At 60.3% G+C, this 17,543-nt stretch carries 19 protein-coding genes; 1 reads left to right on the forward strand and 18 read right to left on the reverse strand.

What is annotated here, in order from left to right; translation table 11 throughout:
* Positions 1–28: 28 nt before the first annotated feature.
* The 7 genes from THECO_RS09840 to THECO_RS09870 form a co-directional block, all read right to left on the reverse strand.
* On the reverse strand, positions 29–970 hold the full coding sequence (locus tag THECO_RS09840) for a dipeptidase (RefSeq protein ID WP_015254888.1): 942 nt from the start codon (positions 968–970) through the stop codon (positions 29–31).
* A 162-nt stretch (positions 971–1,132) separates the two neighbouring features.
* Entirely contained in the window at positions 1,133–1,393 is a 261-nt protein-coding gene (locus tag THECO_RS09845) for a stage V sporulation protein S (protein WP_015254889.1), read from the reverse strand.
* 154 nt (positions 1,394–1,547) lie between these two features.
* A complete protein-coding gene (locus THECO_RS09850) occupies positions 1,548–2,345 on the reverse strand; it encodes a TIGR00282 family metallophosphoesterase (protein WP_015254890.1) in 798 nt (265 codons plus the stop codon).
* A 61-nt stretch (positions 2,346–2,406) separates the two neighbouring features.
* On the reverse strand, positions 2,407–3,954 hold the full coding sequence (gene rny / locus THECO_RS09855) for a ribonuclease Y (protein WP_015254891.1): 1,548 nt from the start codon (positions 3,952–3,954) through the stop codon (positions 2,407–2,409).
* Between the two features lie 202 nt (positions 3,955–4,156).
* Entirely contained in the window at positions 4,157–4,822 is a 666-nt protein-coding gene (locus THECO_RS09860) for a regulatory protein RecX (RefSeq protein WP_015254892.1), read from the reverse strand.
* 109 nt (positions 4,823–4,931) lie between these two features.
* Positions 4,932–5,990 carry a recombinase RecA gene (gene recA / locus THECO_RS09865; protein ID WP_015254893.1) on the reverse strand — a complete coding sequence of 353 codons (1,059 nt, stop codon included), beginning with the start codon at positions 5,988–5,990 and terminating at the stop codon, positions 4,932–4,934.
* A gap of 207 nt (positions 5,991–6,197) precedes the next feature.
* Positions 6,198–7,457 (reverse strand): competence/damage-inducible protein A, encoded by a 1,260-nt coding sequence (locus THECO_RS09870; RefSeq protein ID WP_015254894.1) that lies wholly within the window; start codon positions 7,455–7,457, stop codon positions 6,198–6,200.
* A gap of 463 nt (positions 7,458–7,920) precedes the next feature.
* On the opposite strand from THECO_RS09870, the gene THECO_RS22510 reads away from it, so the two are divergent.
* On the forward strand, positions 7,921–8,049 hold the full coding sequence (locus THECO_RS22510; protein WP_269724202.1) for a hypothetical protein: 129 nt from the start codon (positions 7,921–7,923) through the stop codon (positions 8,047–8,049).
* 60 nt (positions 8,050–8,109) lie between these two features.
* Here the strand turns inward: THECO_RS22510 and pgsA are convergent, their stop codons facing one another.
* The 11 genes from pgsA to sleB all read right to left on the reverse strand — a co-directional run bounded on the left by pgsA (position 8,110) and on the right by sleB (position 17,408).
* Positions 8,110–8,685, reverse strand: coding sequence for a CDP-diacylglycerol--glycerol-3-phosphate 3-phosphatidyltransferase (gene pgsA, locus THECO_RS09875; protein ID WP_015254895.1), 576 nt, complete (start codon positions 8,683–8,685; stop codon positions 8,110–8,112).
* A complete protein-coding gene (gene rimO / locus THECO_RS09880; RefSeq protein WP_015254896.1) occupies positions 8,682–10,010 on the reverse strand; it encodes a 30S ribosomal protein S12 methylthiotransferase RimO in 1,329 nt (442 codons plus the stop codon). Before rimO ends, pgsA begins: the two co-directional genes overlap by 4 nt.
* A 127-nt stretch (positions 10,011–10,137) precedes the next feature.
* The gene (locus THECO_RS09885) at positions 10,138–10,632 is read right to left on the reverse strand and encodes a YajQ family cyclic di-GMP-binding protein (protein WP_015254897.1); all 495 of its coding nucleotides are present in this window, start codon (positions 10,630–10,632) and stop codon (positions 10,138–10,140) included.
* Between the two features lie 126 nt (positions 10,633–10,758).
* Positions 10,759–10,920: a hypothetical protein gene (locus tag THECO_RS21995; protein WP_015254898.1), complete on the reverse strand. Its 162-nt coding sequence runs from the start codon at positions 10,918–10,920 to the stop codon at positions 10,759–10,761.
* An 83-nt stretch (positions 10,921–11,003) separates the two neighbouring features.
* Entirely contained in the window at positions 11,004–11,915 is a 912-nt protein-coding gene (locus tag THECO_RS09890) for a helix-turn-helix domain-containing protein (protein WP_015254899.1), read from the reverse strand.
* A 24-nt stretch (positions 11,916–11,939) separates the two neighbouring features.
* Positions 11,940–12,707, reverse strand: a complete 768-nt coding sequence (locus THECO_RS09895) for a DUF3388 domain-containing protein (RefSeq protein WP_015254900.1) — start codon at positions 12,705–12,707, stop codon at positions 11,940–11,942.
* A gap of 142 nt (positions 12,708–12,849) precedes the next feature.
* The gene (locus THECO_RS09900) at positions 12,850–13,104 is read right to left on the reverse strand and encodes a DUF3243 domain-containing protein (RefSeq protein WP_015254901.1); all 255 of its coding nucleotides are present in this window, start codon (positions 13,102–13,104) and stop codon (positions 12,850–12,852) included.
* Between the two features lie 118 nt (positions 13,105–13,222).
* Positions 13,223–13,969, reverse strand: a complete 747-nt coding sequence (gene ymfI, locus THECO_RS09905; RefSeq protein ID WP_015254902.1) for an elongation factor P 5-aminopentanone reductase — start codon at positions 13,967–13,969, stop codon at positions 13,223–13,225.
* Positions 13,966–15,249, reverse strand: a complete 1,284-nt coding sequence (gene yfmH / locus THECO_RS09910; protein ID WP_015254903.1) for an EF-P 5-aminopentanol modification-associated protein YfmH — start codon at positions 15,247–15,249, stop codon at positions 13,966–13,968. Before yfmH ends, ymfI begins: the two co-directional genes overlap by 4 nt.
* Before the next feature lie 2 nt (positions 15,250–15,251).
* Positions 15,252–16,535, reverse strand: coding sequence for an EF-P 5-aminopentanol modification-associated protein YfmF (yfmF, locus tag THECO_RS09915; RefSeq protein WP_015254904.1), 1,284 nt, complete (start codon positions 16,533–16,535; stop codon positions 15,252–15,254).
* Between the two features lie 102 nt (positions 16,536–16,637).
* The gene (sleB, locus tag THECO_RS09920; RefSeq protein WP_015254905.1) at positions 16,638–17,408 is read right to left on the reverse strand and encodes a spore cortex-lytic enzyme; all 771 of its coding nucleotides are present in this window, start codon (positions 17,406–17,408) and stop codon (positions 16,638–16,640) included.
* Positions 17,409–17,543: the final 135 nt, after the last annotated feature.

Below are 17,543 nucleotides of genomic sequence, written 5' to 3' on the forward strand. Positions count from 1 at the left end.
CGTTCCGAGATCGAACCGGAAAGCGGCGTCAGGCCGGCGGAAGCTGGCTCGACAAAAATCGGAAAGCGTTTCCGCGCGCAATGTTCTCCGTCAGTTCCTCACCGTACCGAAGCGCCAGCATGTCCAGCAGCCGTGCCGTGCCGTCCGGTCCGTCGAGCCCCCGGATATGGCGTTCAATGCCATCGTAATCGGATCCAAGCGCGAGGACGCGCTCCCCGCCGAGCTCCAGCACGCGTTCGATATGCGGAATCAAATCTTCCGGCCCGGGATCGTCCCTGTCGCTGACGAACCATGGAACGAATGTCAGGCCGATCAGCCCGCCGGCGTCGATAATCGCCTTGATCTGATCATCGCGAAGATTCCGGGGATGATCGCAGACCGATCGCGCATTGGAATGGGAAGCGATGACCGGCCGCGCACTCTCCTCGATTGTCTCCCGGAATGCCCGTTCGGACAGATGAGACACGTCCACTATTATGCCCAGCTCGTTGCAAGCTCTAACCAGTTCGCGCCCGGCCCGCGTAAGCCCGCCGCCGCGCGGCTCCATGACGCCGTCGGCCGCCCAGTTCGCGTCGTTCCATGTCAGGCCGAGCATGCGGAGTCCGAGCCGGTGGAGCATGCGAAGCGCGGCGAAGCTGCCCTCGAGGCCTTCCGCGCCTTCGAGCGCCAGCAGCGCCCCCGGCCGTCCGGGACCGCAGGCGGCCAGATCGGCCTGCGAGCGGACGAACGTCACATGCGGGCAGGTCAGGACTTGACGGTAAAACCGATCGACCGCCTGGACGACCGACATGAACGTCTGCGGCACGCGCTTCGGCAGGTAGACGGCGAACGTCTGCAGGACGGCGCCGGAAGCGGTCAGCTTGCCATAGGTGACATCCAGCCCGTCCGAACCCGGTCCGTCAAAAGATTCCGCCTCACCGGTCAGCAGCTTGGCGAGCACATCGCAATGCAGGTCCGCAAATTCCCTCATCCCCGACCCTCCGCTTCATTCGGTGGTTTCTCGCCTTTCGGCAGCAAAAAAAACCCGTTTACGGCCGTAAACAGGTTGCATGGATTTCCAATCTCGTTCCTTCGGATCGTTCCGTTCGCCAAGCAACGGATGAAGGTATGCCGTTGTGTTTGTCTGCTGCAGTCAGCGAGGCTCGACGATCAGTTTGATTGCCGTGCGGTCTTCCCCGTCAATGACGATGTCGGTGAATGCAGGAATGCAGATCAGATCCACCCCGCTTGGCGCGACGAATCCCCGGGCGATCGCCACGGCCTTGATCGCCTGATTCAACGCACCAGCCCCGATTGCCTGCAATTCTGCGCACCCGCGTTCGCGCAATACGCCCGCCAGCGCGCCTGCGACAGAATTTGGATTGGACTTTGCTGAAACTTTTAATACCTCCATGGAAAGTACCTCCTCGGGAATGATGGATGGAATCCACTATTCATCTTATTCGAGAGGGGTCGAAAAATTCCTGCTGTTGTACACGCACTTTGCACACTGTTCCGAATTGATTGACAATTTGCGGCGGCAAAAGGGCCGCCTTGCGGCCGTTTTGCTACTGCATCAGCAGCCATTCATCCTCCGTCAGACGAATCTTCGCGATCGATTTCGCTTTGCCGGTCGCGTCGTCAATTTCCGCCAGAACGGCATGGAACTGCCATTTGCCTTCGTCGACCGTGAACCGGGAAGGCAGCTGCGTCAGAAAGCGGTATTCGACGGATGACCGCTCCATCCCCAGCACACCGTCCCGCGAGCCGACCATGCCGACATCGGTGAGGCAAGCCGTCCCGCCGGGCAGAATCCGGTCGTCGTTCGTCTGCACGTGGGTATGGGTGCCGACGACAACCGACGCCCGTCCGTCCAGATACCAGCTCATCGCGATTTTCTCCGAAGTCGCTTCCGCATGGAAGTCCACCAGAATGCAGGGCGTCTGCGCCTTGAGCTTCCCGATCAGCTCATCCGCCGCCCGGAACGGGCAGTCGAGGGGCGGCAGGAAGGTGCGTCCTTGCAGATTGAGAATGCCGAGCGTCTTGCCGTTCGCCTTCACCACCGTCGATCCTCTTCCGGGCGTGCCGGGCGGAAAATTCGCCGGCCGGACGATGCGCGGCTCGTCATCGATCCATTCGAAGATATCTTTGTTGTCCCACGTATGGTTCCCCATCGTGATCGCGTGTACGCCGAGTTCATAGAACTCCCGCGCGATCGCCGCCGTAATGCCGCGGCCGTGTGCCGCGTTCTCCCCGTTGGCCACGATCAGATGCGGCTGATATTTGCTCTTCAGCGACGGCAACACTTGCTTCAATGCGGCGCGTCCCGTGCTGCCAACGATGTCGCCGATGAAGAGTACGATCATGCATTTCCCTCCCAATATGGATAAGAGAGCGGCTGGCAGGTACCAGCCGCTCTCAGGTCGTTCATTTCGCGTATTCCACAGCGCGCGTCTCGCGGATAACCGTGACCTTGATATGTCCCGGATAATCGAGTTCGCTCTCGATCTTCTTCGTGATGTCGCGCGCCAGCCGGAACGCCTCGATATCGTCGATCTTGTCCGGTTGCACCATGACGCGCACTTCGCGGCCGGCCTGGATGGCGTACGATTTCTCGACGCCTTCGAACGATTCCGTAATCGCTTCGAGCTTCTCCAGCCGCTTGATGTACGTCTCGAGCGTCTCGCGACGGGCGCCGGGACGAGCCGCGGACAGCGCGTCCGCCGCTCCGACCAGCATCGCGATGACGGACGTCGCTTCCGTATCGCCGTGGTGCGACGCGACGCTGTTGATGACGACAGGGTGTTCCTTGTACTTCTTCGTCAGCTCGACGCCGATCTCGACATGAGAACCTTCCACTTCGTGGTCCAGCGCTTTGCCGATGTCGTGCAACAGTCCCGCCCGCCGGGCCAGCATGACGTCTTCGCCGAGCTCGGCGGCCATCAGACCCGCCAGATAGGCCACTTCGATCGAGTGCTTGAGCACGTTCTGGCCATAGCTTGTACGATAGCGCAGACGTCCGAGAATCTTGATCAGATCCGGATGCAGTCCGTGAACGCCGACCTCGAACGTCGCCTGTTCGCCGTATTCGCGGATCCGCTCGTCGATTTCCTTGCGGGATTTCTCGACCATTTCCTCGATCCGCGCCGGGTGAATGCGTCCGTCCGCCACCAGTTTCTCCAGCGCGGTGCGCGCGATTTCGCGGCGGATCGGGTCAAACCCGGACAGGATAACCGCTTCCGGCGTGTCGTCGATAATCAGATCGATGCCGGTAAGCGTCTCCAGCGCGCGGATGTTGCGGCCTTCCCGGCCAATGATGCGGCCTTTCATCTCCTCGTTCGGCAGCGCGACGACCGAAACGGTCGTCTCGGCCACATGGTCGGCCGCGCAACGCTGAATCGCCAGGGAGATGATGTTTCTCGCCTTCTTGTCCGCTTCTTCCTTGGCCTGCTGCTCGATATCTTTGATCATCTGTGCCGTCTCGTGACGGATTTCCTGCTCGACATTCGACAGAATGATCTGTCTGGCCTCTTCCGAAGTCAAGTTGGAGATGCGCTCCAACTCCTGAACTTGCTGACGATATATCGCGTCAATCTGTTCTTGCGTTTCCTCGATTCGCTTCTCTTTGTTGGCCACTTGCTCTTCCTTGCGCTCCAGCGCTTCCAGCTTGCGGTCCAGCGACTCTTCCTTCTGCTGCAGACGCCGTTCCAGGCGCTGCAATTCATTCCGGCGTTCGCGTGTTTCCCGTTCCGCTTCGGCTCGGAGTTTGTGTACTTCGTCTTTCGCCTCGAGAATCGTCTCCTTCTTCAGCGCGTCGGCTTCCTTGCGTGCGTTCTCCAGAATCTGCTCGGCAGCCTTCTCCGCGCTCGAGATTTTCGCTTCGGCGATCGATTTCCGTACCCAGTAGCCAATGCCAAAAAATACTGCGCCAACAACGAGAACGATCGGGAGCCAGATCCAGATTTCGATAGGCATCCTCTCACCTCCTCGTTCTCACCAAAGCCGAAGCCATGGATCGTATTCGGTTCTCAGCCGGTGTTCCACCGTTTCTTTCGGTTCATGTCGAAAAAGATCGGTTCGAATCAATTTCTGGAAGGAAAATCGATTCAAAAAGAAGGAATACAGAATCATTTTATCTTTTGTGAAAATCAATTGTCAAGCAATCGCCCGGGCGCCGTCAGTCCCCGTAAAAGCCGTCATCCTCCGCATCCGCCGCCCCGTCTCCGGCCGCGGCGCGGACGGCTTCCCGCACGACGCTTCCGGTATATCCGCGGCGGTACAGAAACTGCGCAAGCTTGCGCGTGCGGTCCCGGAATTCGCCCCGGAGCGAAGGCCATTTCTTGAGCGCCGCCTCGACGGCCGCGCGCCGCTCCGTCTCCGGATGGAGGTTCCGGATCGCCGCATCCGCCTCACCCCGGCTGATGCCTTTCCTCAATAATTCACTCCGGATCAAATTTCTTCCTTTATAATAGCCTTCCGCCCGCACGCGCGCGAACTCCCGCGCATACCGGCTGTCGTCAAGGTAGCCTTCCCGCGCGAGCCGATCCAGCGCCGCCTTCGAGACCTGCTCGGGGAACCCCCGGCGCGACAGGTACAGCGCCAGTTCCTTCCGGGTGCGGCTGCGCCGGCCGAGACTCGCCAGCGCCGCCCCGTAGGCTTCCTGTTCGTGCGCCTCGCGCCCGATTTCGGCCAGCTGTTCCTCATCCAGCTCCGTTCCCTTGAACAGACGATGGCGTATCAGCACATCCTCGTGCACGACGAGCAGCGGCTCGTCTTCCCCATCTCCGTAAATGACGTAGCGGCCTTTCCCGTCCCGTTCGACCGCGCGGATCTTGTGCGGCATGAACGCTCCTCCTCAAGCAAAAACGGCTTGCGCGTCCACAATGGAAGGCGCGCCCGTTTATTTCTTTTAAAGCGACGCGGGCACCTTGGCAGAAGGTGCCCGCGTATCCTTACGCTTCGAAATCGTCTTCGAATTCGTCGTCCTCATCCGGCGAAGCAGCGAAGGCCGACGTTGCCGACGCGCCGATCAGATTGCTGGCGTCGCGGATTTGCTTCTCGATCTTGGCCGCGATGTCGGGACGGTCCTTCAGATATTGCTTCGCGTTCTCCCTGCCCTGGCCGAGCCGTTCGCCTTCGAACGAGAACCATGCCCCGCTCTTCTGGATGATATCCAGCTCCGTGCCGATGTCGATCAGGCTGCCTTCCTTCGAGATGCCTTCGCCGTACATGATGTCGATTTCCGCCTGTTTGAACGGCGGCGCCACCTTGTTCTTCACGACCTTGATGCGCGTCCGGTTGCCGACGAGCTCGCTGCCCATCTTGATCGTCTCGACGCGGCGCACTTCCAGCCGCACGCTCGCGTAGAACTTCAGCGCGCGTCCGCCCGGCGTCGTCTCCGGATTGCCGAACATGACGCCGACTTTCTCGCGGAGCTGGTTGATGAAGATCGCGATCGTCTTCGATTTGCTGATCGCGCCGGACAGCTTGCGCAGCGCCTGAGACATGAGCCGGGCCTGGAGGCCGACATGCGAATCGCCCATCTCGCCCTCGATCTCGGCTTTCGGCACGAGCGCCGCAACCGAGTCGATGACGATGATGTCGATGGCGCCGCTGCGCACGAGCGCTTCCGCGATCTCGAGCGCCTGTTCGCCCGTATCGGGCTGCGAAAGCAGCAGCTCGTCGATGTTCACGCCGAGCTTGCTCGCATAGAGCGGGTCAAGCGCATGCTCCGCGTCGATGAACGCGGCTTGGCCGCCGATCTTCTGCACTTCGGCGATCGCATGCAGCGCGACCGTCGTTTTTCCGGACGATTCGGGCCCGTAGATTTCAATGATCCGTCCCCTCGGCATGCCGCCGACACCAAGGGCAATATCCAGCGCCAGCGAGCCGCTGGGCACGGTCTCGACCGTAAGACCTGCCTGCTCGCCCAGCTTCATGATGGAACCTTTGCCGAATTGTTTCTCAATCTGGCGCAAAGCCATTTCCAACGCCGCACGGCGATCCGACACAATACCACTTCCTTTGCCGTTATGATCCCATATTAAAGCATTTCCGGGCGATTGCCAAGTAGTTTTTCGAACATACATTCGCATTTTTTCTTCGGTGACGCGCCCGACCCGAAACAGAAAAAGAACCGCAGCAAAGCAATCTTCGCTGCGGTTCTTCCGTCAACTGACACCTATTATATCCGCCGAGGGAAGGCTTGGCAATCCTGTTCACGAATTTTTCACAATTCCGTTCAGCCGCTCCCAAAGCCGGTACAGCGCATGCTTGGCGGCCCGCAGACGGATGCCGGCCCGGCCGCCCGACAGCTTCAGCTCATGCACTTCGGTGCGGCCGCCCCGCTCGGCGACGGCAACATAGACGAGGCCGGGCGGCTTCCCCTCCGACGGCGCCGGGCCCGCGACGCCGGTGATCGCGATCGCATAGTCGCTTCCGGCGCGCTCGAGCGTCCGCACGGCCATCGCCTCGGCCGTCTGCGCGCTGACCGCGCCCGGCGCGTCCGGTCCTTCGAGCAGATCGGCCGGCACGCCGAGCAGATTTCGCTTCATCGCATTCGTATAGACCACGAAGCCGCCAGCGAACGCCTCGCTGCTGCCCGGAACGCTGGTGAGCAGCTCGGCGAGCAGCCCGCCCGTGCAGCTTTCCGCGGCGGCAGCGGTCTTGCCGGAAGCGCGCAGCAAATCGACAACCGTCTGCTCCAGCGGCACATCCTCCCTCGCATACAGATACCGGCCGGCCAGCCGTTCGATGGCTGCCGCCGTTTCGCCGAGCCTGGCCGCCGCTTCCGCTTCGCTTGCCGCTTTCGTCGAAAGCCGGATCGCCACCTCGCCCTCCTTCGCGTACGGCGCGATCGTCGGGTCGGTCTGCCGTTTGATCAGATCGATCAGCAAATCTTCAAGCGCCGACTCGCCGATGCCCGCGAAGCGAAGCGTCATCGAATAGAGCGGACGGCTCTCGCCGAGCTGCCGGAGCAGCCACGCAGTCGCCGGTCCGTCGAACATCGGCTTCATCTCGCCGGGCGGACCGGGAAGCAGCACGTAGTGCGTGCCGTCCGCCATGAGCGCGTTGCCGACCGCGAGCCCCGTCTCGTTCGGCAGCGGCTCGCTGCCTTCGATCATGAGCGCCTGGCGCCGGTTGCTTTCGATGAGCATCAGCCTGCCTGCCAGCCGCTCCTCGATCTTCTTCATGGACGGCTCGTGCACGATCAGCTTCCGGCCCAGATAGTCGGCAAGCACGTCTTTCGTCAGATCGTCCTGCGTCGGTCCGAGTCCGCCCGTGAACAGGAGCAGATCCGCCCGGCCCCGCGCCGTCTCGATCGCCTGCCGGATTCGGCCCGCGTTGTCTCCGACGACCGTCTGGAAGTAAACGTCGATGCCGAGGGCGGCGAGTCCCTGCGAGAGATATTGCGCATTCGTATTGACAATCTGTCCGAGCAGCAGCTCCGTCCCTACGGCGATGATTTCGGCTTTCACCGGTCAAGTCTCCTTTCCAATCAAGCGCCGTCCCCTGCCGGGCGGGCGCAAGCGATTTTGCACAGGAATATCAGCTCATCCTTAAGCTTATATGGTCTCGGGCTTGAAAAGCAACTGCCGGACATGAAGCGGCTCACACACGCTACGAACATACCCGCCACAAAGGCCTCATGGAGCGGTTGATATCCCCTTGAAGCATGTAGTGCAAAAATGCACTTTTTTTTGCCTGATATAGGCGTTACATACTTATATGGTGATAATTTTCGATACGTGAAGCGAATGAAGATTTCATTGTGCATCGGCGCCTACCCCGGCAAGGACGTCATCTGGCATCTGGAGAAGATCAGGGAACACGGATTTCACGGGCTCCGCCTGGTGGGACCTCGACGATCTGGACCGCATCGCCAGGGAGCAGGAGCGCATCGCCCGGATCGTCGCGACGTGCACAAGGTTCATCAGCCTGGTGGACGAGACGTGCCGCGAAAGCTTACATCGCCGGCCTGACGGATTTGTCGGCCTCGAGTGCCGATACTCCATCGATACCGACGAGGCGCTGGAGCAGTTCAAGCGGGATGTGCTGGCGAAGGTGTAAACTTGCGAACATGCGGAAGGGCAGAGCCCCCGCGCGAGTCTCTGCCCTTCATTGCTGCACTTATTGCACCGGAATGAGATTTTTGTTCTTGACGAAGTAGTCGATGCCCGAATAGACGGTGATGACGGCCGCCACCCATGTCATCACGATGTCGAACGGAATGCTGACCAGCGCGAACGGAAAGTTGTTGAGCAAGAGGGCGATGATCATCGTAATCTGCACGCCGGTCTTCCATTTCCCCCAGCGGCTGGCGGCGAGCACCTTCCCTTCGAGCAGGGCGACCTGGCGCAAGCCTGTGACGGCGAATTCGCGGCTGATGATGACGATGGCGATCCAGGCGTCGAGCTTGTCCATCTCGACCAGTGAGATGAGCACGGCCGCGACCAGCAGTTTGTCCGCCAGCGGGTCAAGCAGCTTTCCCAGATTCGTCACCAGCTTGTTCTTCCGCGCGATATACCCGTCCAGCCCGTCCGTGCTGGCGGCAATGATGAAGATGAGTGCGGCGACGATCTGATTGTAGGTGATCGAAAAGTTCTCGAACGCGATCGGCTCGAAATCGATTCGGGCGAGCAGGAAGAACATGATGATCGGGACCAGGAAGATGCGGGCCAGCGTAATGCGGTTGGCGAGATTCACACCACTCCCTCCCCCGACAGGTCAAACTCGAAAGCATGCGTGATGCGCACGCGCTGAATCGAACCGATCTCCGGACGGCATCCGGTGATAAACACTTCGCCGTCCACCTCCGGCGCGTCGTAAGGGGAGCGGCCGACGTAGACGTCGCTCCGCCCGTCGTATCTTTCGACCAGCACGTCGATCACTTGCCCGATCCGCTTGGCGGCGGTCTCCTTCGACACTTCGCGCTGCACTTCCATCAGCGCCGCCGCCCGGTATTCCTTCACGTCATCCGGAACATGATCCGGCAGTCTTGCCGCCGGCGTATCCTCTTCCTTCGAGTAAGTGAACACGCCGAGCCGGTCGAACTTCATCTCGCGGACGAAATCGCACAGCCGCTCGAAATCTTCCTCCGTCTCGCCCGGGAAGCCCACGATGAGCGACGTGCGAATCGCGGCGTCCGGCATTCGCGCGCGGATCTTCGCGATCAGCTCGCGGGCGTCGCGCTGCCGTCCGGGCCTGCGCATCCGCTTCAGAATGAGATCCTCGCTGTGCTGCAGCGGAATGTCGAAGTAGTTGCAGATTTTCGGATTGGAAGCGAACGTCTCGATCAGCTCATCCGTGAAAAACCCGGGATAGGCGTAATGGAGCCGAACCCAGGCGATGCCTTCGACTTCGCTGACGCGGTTCAGCAATTCGGGCAGCTTGAACGTTCCGTACAGATCCGTGCCGTAATTGGTGGAATCCTGGGCGATGAGGCAGATTTCCTTCACGCCCTGGGCCGCGAGCGACTCGACTTCACGGACGATCGACTCGATCGAGCGGCTGCGGAACTTGCCGCGCATCAGCGGAATGCTGCAGAACGTGCAGGCGTTGTCGCAGCCCTCCGCAATTTTCACATATGCGGTATAGCGCGGCGTCATGACCCGGCGCGGCAGCGCCTGGTCGTAGTCGAAGGCCGGGTGCCCCACCCGCACCGGCTTCTTCCCGCCGAGCGCATCGGCCACGATATCGGCGATATGATGGAAATCGCCCGTCCCGACGATGCCGTCGATCTCGGGCATCTCTTTCATCAATTCTTCCTTGTACCGCTGCGTCAGGCAGCCCGAAACGATGAGCGCCTTCAGCCTTCCCGTCTCCTTCAGTTCGGCCAGTTCCAGAATCGTATTCACCGATTCTTCCTTCGCCGCGTCGATGAAACCGCATGTATTCACGATAACGACCGTCGCGTCTTCCGGACGGTCGACCAGTTCATAACCGCGCTCAAGCACCAGGCCGGACATAATCTCCGAATCGACGAGGTTTTTGTCGCAGCCGAGCGTGACAACGCTCACTTTCTCTCTCATGCAGCATCCTCCATACCGTACCCGTAGGCTGTCCAATTCAGTATAATATACCGATAAAACGGCTGTCAAAAGCGGCAAAACCCGTCACCGCCGCTTGCTGGCGCGGCCGGACGGGCTTGACCTGGCATCAGGAGCGATAGTTGGTGAACTGGAGTTCTACGCCGACATCAGCGGCTTTCAGCATGCGGATGACCGCTTGCAGATCGTCGCGGCTCTTGCCCGAGACGCGGATCTGATCGCCCTGGATCTGGCTTTTCACCTTCAGCTTCGAATCGCGGATCATCGTATTGATCTTCTTCGCCGCATCCTGGTCTATTCCCTGTTTCAGCCTGATTCGCTGCCGGACGGTGCCGAGGGCGGCCGGCTCGATCTTGCCGTATTCCAGATTGCGGATCGGCACGCCGCGCTTTACCATCTTGCCCTGCAAAATATCGATGACGCTCTTCAGCTTGTATTCGTCATCCGATACGACGACGAGCTCGTCTTTCTCGATCGTGATGCTGCTCTTCGAGCCCTTGAAGTCAAAGCGGGTCTCGATTTCCTTCTCCGCCTGCCGGACGGCGTTGGTGAGCTCCTGCATGTCCACCTTCGAGACGATATCGAACGATGCCTCCGAAGCCATCGGCCGCACTCCTTCCATCTTGTTCCGGTATCTGCTTAACAGCATACCACGTTGCAAGACAAGACGGAAGCCGCCCGGCTGCGGTTTGCAGCCGGGCGGCCAATTTTCGCTGCTGTGCCGGCGGGCCTAACGTTCGCGCGCCGGGCTTCTGAACATGTCGAGAATGCCGAGCACGATATGGGCAAGTCCGAATCCGAGGATGCCGTATCCCCATGCGTTCGGAATGAGATACCAGCCGAGCAAGCTGACGACAACGCCGAGTCCGGTGACGATCCAGCTTGTGGACATGAGATCTGCCTCATTTCGTATGGATTGACGTCTGATGTCGTCAGTGTGCCCGGACACCGCATAAATTATGCACGTTGCGCGGCTCACGCCCCCGGAATGCCGGCCGCGCCTTCCGTCTCCGGTTCGATGAGAAACCGCCGGACGTTGTCGTCGCCGTCCGGCAGCACGACGCCGTCGATCCGGATTTCGACGCTTCGCGTCGAGCCGATGTTCAGGAACACCGGTCCCGAGAGCTCGTACGAAATGACGACGGGACCTTTCTCTTCCTTATAGTGAATCTTCTCGCCGGTCCGGCTGCCTGTCCGGATTTCAACCCAGCTTCGTTTGCCGTCCGCCACTTCCACCTCGTAGCGATGGGTGTAGCCGGGCGTTACCGCATACCGTTCGACACTTCCGGATTTCTCAAGGAAGGTGAGCGTCGTCTGCTGGACTTCCGGCTCATCCGGAATGACCGGTGTGTCCGATCCCGTCTCACCGTTTGCTCCCGTGACGTCCTCCTGTCCCCCCGTCGAGTCTGACGGATTTTCCGCCTCGCCTGTTCCCGAGTCGATGTTGTCGGTAATCGGCGTTTCATTGTCCACCGTTTTCTTGTCGCTTCCGTCCTGCTGGTTCACCACGTAGGTGTAAATGACTGCCGCGATGAGCAGCAGGAACGACCACATGAGCACGCGAAATCCCCATTTGCTCCACCGGTCCGACGAACGGACCGAAGCGCGCCGGGGCTTGACGATCGGCTGCTCAACCGCCGCCTCCGCCGCCGGCTCCGGAAGCTCCCGCTGATAGAGGCGAAACACTTCTTCTGCATCAAGGCCGACCGTCTCCGCATAGTTCTTGACGAAAGCGCGGGCGTAGAATGTGCCGGGCAAAACCTTGTAGTCGCCTTCTTCGATCGCTTCGAGATAACGTTTCCGAATCTTGGTGATGTCCTGCACGTCATCCAGCGAGTAGCCTCGCTCCTCGCGGGCTTTGCGGAGCAGTTTGCCCAGTTCAGACAACTTGCACACCTCCAGGGGACTTGTTTAAAGGTCGTCCAGGAAATCCGGGCTGAACGATTCGTATGTAATCTCCTCATCCGACGAATTGCGGAGTTCAATTATGCAATCGAACAGGCTCGGATCGAAGCCTGTTTCTCTCACGAAAATATCGGGATGCTCGATAACCTTCGTGCAGGGCATGGCCATGATCTCTTCCAGCAGGGCGGCGTGCCGCTCGTTCGAACGCATCGTGCTGACGATGCCGTCGATGATGAAGATGTTGCTCGCGCACCGTTCTTCCTCGGAGAGTTGGCTGCGCACGGTCTGCCGCAGCATCGTGGAAGAAACGAAGGTCCACCGCTTGTTGGCGCAGACGCTTCCGGCAATGATTGACTCGGTCTTGCCGACGCGCGGCATGCCCCTCAGTCCGATCACCTGATGGCCTTCCCGTTTGAACAATTCACCGAGAAAATCGACGAGCAGCCCCAGCTCATCGCGGATGAACCGAAACGTCTTCCGATCGTCGGAATCCCTGTCAATATATCGGCCGTGGCGGATCGCCAATATGTCGACCAGCTTCGGAGGGCGCAGTGCATTGACGGTGATGCTGTCGACCTTCTTGAGCAGATTGCCGAGCAGCATGATCTTTTCGTCATCGTCCGTCTGCAGCAGCATGCCGCGCGTCCGGTCTTCGACGCCGTTGATCGTCAGAATGTTCACTTCCAGCATGCCGAGCAACGAAGCGATATCGCCGAGCAGACCGGGGCGGTTCTTGTGAATCTTGTATTCCATGTACCATTGCTTCAATTCCAAGACGGGAAACCTCCGGCCTGATGTGAGGTCGATCACAAGATTTTCTATTCTTTTTCTACAATTCCCGTCAAATTCCTGCACGAATGAAGAAGATCGCAGGAAAAGCCTCCGAGCTGTCTGGAGGCTTCCCACGACCGAAAAATTATGCGTTCTTCTCCGCAAGCTTCACCATCATGCGCGCGATTGCTTTTCGTTCTTCGGTGTCGCCAACGTCCCACAGTTCCTTGAGCACGCGCTCTTCGTCGTTCTTCGGGTCGACTTTCTCGTCGAGGAACTCGCCGATTTCGAAGGCGAGTTTGCTGATCGTCTCTTCGCTCAGCCCCATTTGTTTGGCCGACTTGACGCGCTCGCCGAGAAACTGTTTCCAATGATCAAATTTTGTCAATACCGTCGACATGCTTTCTGCCTCCTTCATCAGCGTTGTGCGACAAGCATGGTCAACGGTAGTAGTTTGGGCGAGGCCCGCTACAATTATTCGACGATATAAGAGCGGGAAAAGTTTCAACCGCTTCGGCTCAAGTCAGCCAGCCGCCGTTCGGGCTGATGATCTGTCCGGTAATGTAGCCCGACTCCGGCGATGCCAGGAAACGGATCAGCGAAGCGATTTCTTCCGGCCTGGCGAGGCGGCCGGCCGGAATGTCCGCGCGGAGGGCGGCAAGTTCTTCTTCGCTGAAATCCCGTATCATGTCCGTCTCGACGGCGCCCGGCGCGACGGCATTCACCGTGACGCCGGACGGCGCCAGCTCCTTCGCCAGCGCCTTCGTGAAGGCGTTCACGCCGCCTTTCGTCAGCGAATAGAGCACTTCGCACGAGGCGCCGGCAATCCCCCAGACGGAGGAAACATTGATGATCCGGCCGTAACGCCGCCTCACCATTGCCGGCGCAAGCAGCTGCGTAAGCCGGAACATGCCCTTGAGATTGACGCCGACGACATCCTCCCAATCCTGTTCCGTGACGTCGGTGAACAGGCCGTAATGGGAGACGCCGGCGTTGTTGACGAGAATGTCGGGCGAAAGGCCCGCTGCATCCAGCGTGTCCTTGAGCCGATCCAGCTCCGCGAAGTTACGGAGATCCGCCGCCGCCACCATCACGTTCGCGCCGCGGCGCTCGCACTCGCGCGCCGTCGCTTCGGCCTGATCCCGCGCGGCATAATAATGAACGACGATGTTCATGCCTTCTTCCGCCAGCAGCACCGCGGCAGCGGCTCCGATGCCCCGGCTCGCGCCGGTCACCAGTGCCGTCATGTCCTTCAGTGGTTTCATGCCCGGCGGCTCCGGACAATCGAAACCGCCATACGGTTCCAGTCGAAATGCGCGCGCAGCCGTTCCTCGGCTTCATCGATCCCGATGTCCCGGTACAGTTCCGGCAGCCGGAACAGATCGCCGCCGCGGAGATTCCAGCGCAGATATTCGTTCGCGGCAGACTCCGGACGATCGAGCATCCGCAGCAGCGCGCCGATCCGCTTCCGCTTCGCCCGCTCGAACCGCGTCGGATCGAGTCCCGACGCCTTCGCGCGCTCGATCGCCTCGCGAATCCGCGCAAGCAGCGCGTCGGGATCGCGGGTCTCCCCGCCGATGAACGAAAACGCATATTCCGGCGTGCAGTTGTACTCGCTGCCGAACGAATCCGAAATGAGCTGTTCGTCATAAAGCGACTGGTAAAGCCCGGAACTCGAGCCGATGAGCGCTTCGAACATCAGCTTCGTCACCGCTTCCCGGCGCATCAGGCCGTCCGCGTCACGGACAAGATCTGTTTCCTTGAATCCGATCATGCATTTCGGCAGCGATACTGAAAGCTCCCGTTCGACGCGCGGCGAACCGACTTCCGGCGGCTCCGCGTCGAACAGCCGGCTGATTTCCGGCGCGGGCGCGAACGTCTTCTTCGCCTGGTTCTCCCTGACGAGCCGGATCACTTCCCCGGGATCGGCTCCGCCCGCCACGACGAGCGTCATGTTGGATGGATGATAGAACGTTTCGTAACAGCGGTACAGCGTCTCCTTGTCGATGCGCCGGATCGATTCCGCCGTGCCGGCAATGTCGATGCGGACGGGATGACGCTGATAGAGGGCGCCGATCAAGCCGAAGTAGACCTGCCAGTCCGGGTTGTCCCGGTACATGTTGATTTCCTGCTCAATGATGCCCTTCTCTTTCTCGACGTTCTCGTCGGTGAAGTAAGGACGCTGGACGAAATCGAGCAGCGTCTCCAAATTTTCCGGAATCTGCCCCGCGGCGGTAAACAGATAGACAGTGCGGTCGAAACTGGTGAATGCGTTGGCCGAAGCGCCTTGTTTCGCGAATTTCGCGAAGATGTCTCCATCCGGCTCCTCGAACATTTTATGCTCCAGAAAATGCGCAATGCCGTCCGGCACCCGGATCTCTTCACCGTTCACCGCGAAACGGTTGTCGACCGAGCCGTAACGGGTTGCGAACACGGCGTAGGTCTTGCTGCAGCCGGCCTTCGGCAGCACGTGGACTTCGAGGCCGTTCGGCAGCTTCTCCCGCACGACCGTCTCGTCCACGTCCGGATAATGCCTTTCCTCCACCGTCACTCCTCCTTCCCGTCCCGCAGGAAATAGATCGTATCCAACTTCACCCGTTCGGCAACGCGGACGATATCGTCCCGGGTAACTGCTTCGATCTGCCGGACCAGTTCGTCCGCATCGCGGCTGCGGCCCGACAGGACGCCGTTGAAGTGGAAGGCGATCATTTCCGGAGCGGAGTCCCGCAGCTCCCGCAGCTGGCCCGTGATCATGGCTCGTGTCTGCGACAGTTCAAGCTCGCTGATGTCACCCCGTGCCATCGCGTCCAGCTGCTCGCGTATGATGGCGGACGCCCGCTCGAAATTGGCGATTTCGATGCCGGATTGGATCGTCAGGATGCCCTTGTGCCCGTCATAGCGGGAAGCGGCGTAATAGGCGAGGCTGGCGCGCTCGCGCACGTTGATGAACAGTTTCGAATGCGGGAAGGCGCCGAGAATGCCGTTATACATGAGCGCCGCCGGATAGTCGTCATCCGCATAGCGGACGCCTATTCTGAGTCCCATGTTCAGCTTGCCCTGGGTGACGTCCATCCGCTCGACGACAGTCTTGACCTCGCCCGCCGATCCGCATGCCGCGGATTTGGGATACGATCCAGGCGCGCCGTCCGGCAGCCGGAACGATTCCGCGGCGATGGCGGACGCTTCGTCAAGCGTCGTATCGCCGGTCACGTACAGGTCGAAGGATGCCCGCTTCAGCCACCCGGTGTAATAGTCATGCAGCGTCTCCGGCGTCAGCTGCGGCAAATCTTCGATTTTCCCCAAGGCGTTGAGACGGTAGGCCTCGCCGGCGCACATTTCTTCGATACAGCGTTCCGCCGCATAGCGGATCTTGTCGTTGACGATGGCTTCCAGACGCTTCCGGACCGTCGTCTTCTCCGTGTCGACGTAATTCGGCAGGAATGCGCCGTTCTCAAGCGCCGGCTGTGTCACGACCTCGCCGAGCAGCCGCATGCCGGCCGAAAGCAGCGATTCCCCCGCGCCGCGGGCGAAGCGATCCTGCAGCACTTCCAGCTGAAAGACGACGACATGCGAATCGCCGCGCTTCATGACGTCGAAGCCGAATCCGGCGCCGTACAAATCGTCCAGCCGCTCGCGAAACGCCCGCGTCTCGGGCGTGGCGGCCGTCCCGCGCCGCAGCACGAACGGCAGCAGCGCCGTCCGCGTCACGTCCGCGTCGCTCAGCGGAACGCCCGCATACAGCGTGAACTGGTACGTCTTGAACCGTTTCGTGGGCATGACATGCAGCCGGATCCGTCCCGACTGTCCCTGTTCAAACCATGGTCCGGTCAACCGGTTCAGCTCCTTCCATCGGATGGAAACCCCGTTGTTCCCCTTCATTCTACCCGATCGCAAAAGGAAGAAGCAACCTGACACAAGGCTGCTTCCCGCACGCTACATGCAGAAAATATGCTTCCCGATTCGTTTCACCTGCGGCCGCGTCCAGATCCATTTCGATGTCGCGGTCTCCGGGTTGAAATAGTACAGGCAGCCGCCCGTCGGATCCCATCCATTGGCGGCGTCGATCACCGCCTTGCGGGCCGTCTCGTTCGGCGTCAGCCAGATCTGGCCGTCGGCAACGGCGGTGAAAGCGCCGGGCTGGAAAATGACGCCCGACACGGTGTCCGGGAAATTCGGAGACTTGACGCGGTTCAGAATGACCGCCGCCACCGCCACCTGCCCTTCGTACGGTTCGCCGCGCGCTTCTCCGTACACGGCGTTGGCCATCAGGCGAATGTCGTTTTCGGACAAGTTGTGCGTCTTCGCCAGATTCGCGCTTCCCCCGCCGCCGGTTGCGGCGCCTCCGCCTCCGCCGGTCTTCGGCTTGTCCGCTTCCGTCGGCCTCCAGTTCTTGGTCGCTTCCCACAGCTTCAGTTTTGTCTTCGGACCGACGATTCCGTCCACTTTGAGGCCGAACTTCCATTGAAACCAGGTTACCGCGTTCTTCGTTTTCTGGTCGAACGTGCCGGTGATCTCGCCGTCATAATAGCCGAGATAGCGGAGCCGACCTTGCAGTTCCACGACATCCTTGCCGGTGAAGCCGACGGTCAGCACCGCGTCGCTGAACACGTCATCGGATATCCCGCCGCCGAACTGCCTGAGGGTATAGGCTCCGAGTACGAGGCATACGATGACGATGGTCGCTGCCAGCAGTCGTATTTTCATCCTGTCCGACTCCGCCTTTCTGTCGCATGGTGGATTCGCCTCTAGTATGGTTAAGCCGCTGGAACCCTATGCAGGAATTGTCGGTCCGGACAAATCGGCCGGCGCCGGGCTGAACAGCCCGGCGCCGGAATGTGC

The organism is Thermobacillus composti KWC4, from assembly GCF_000227705.2.
In the GTDB taxonomy this organism is placed as follows: Bacteria; Bacillota; Bacilli; order Paenibacillales; family Paenibacillaceae; genus Thermobacillus; species Thermobacillus xylanilyticus.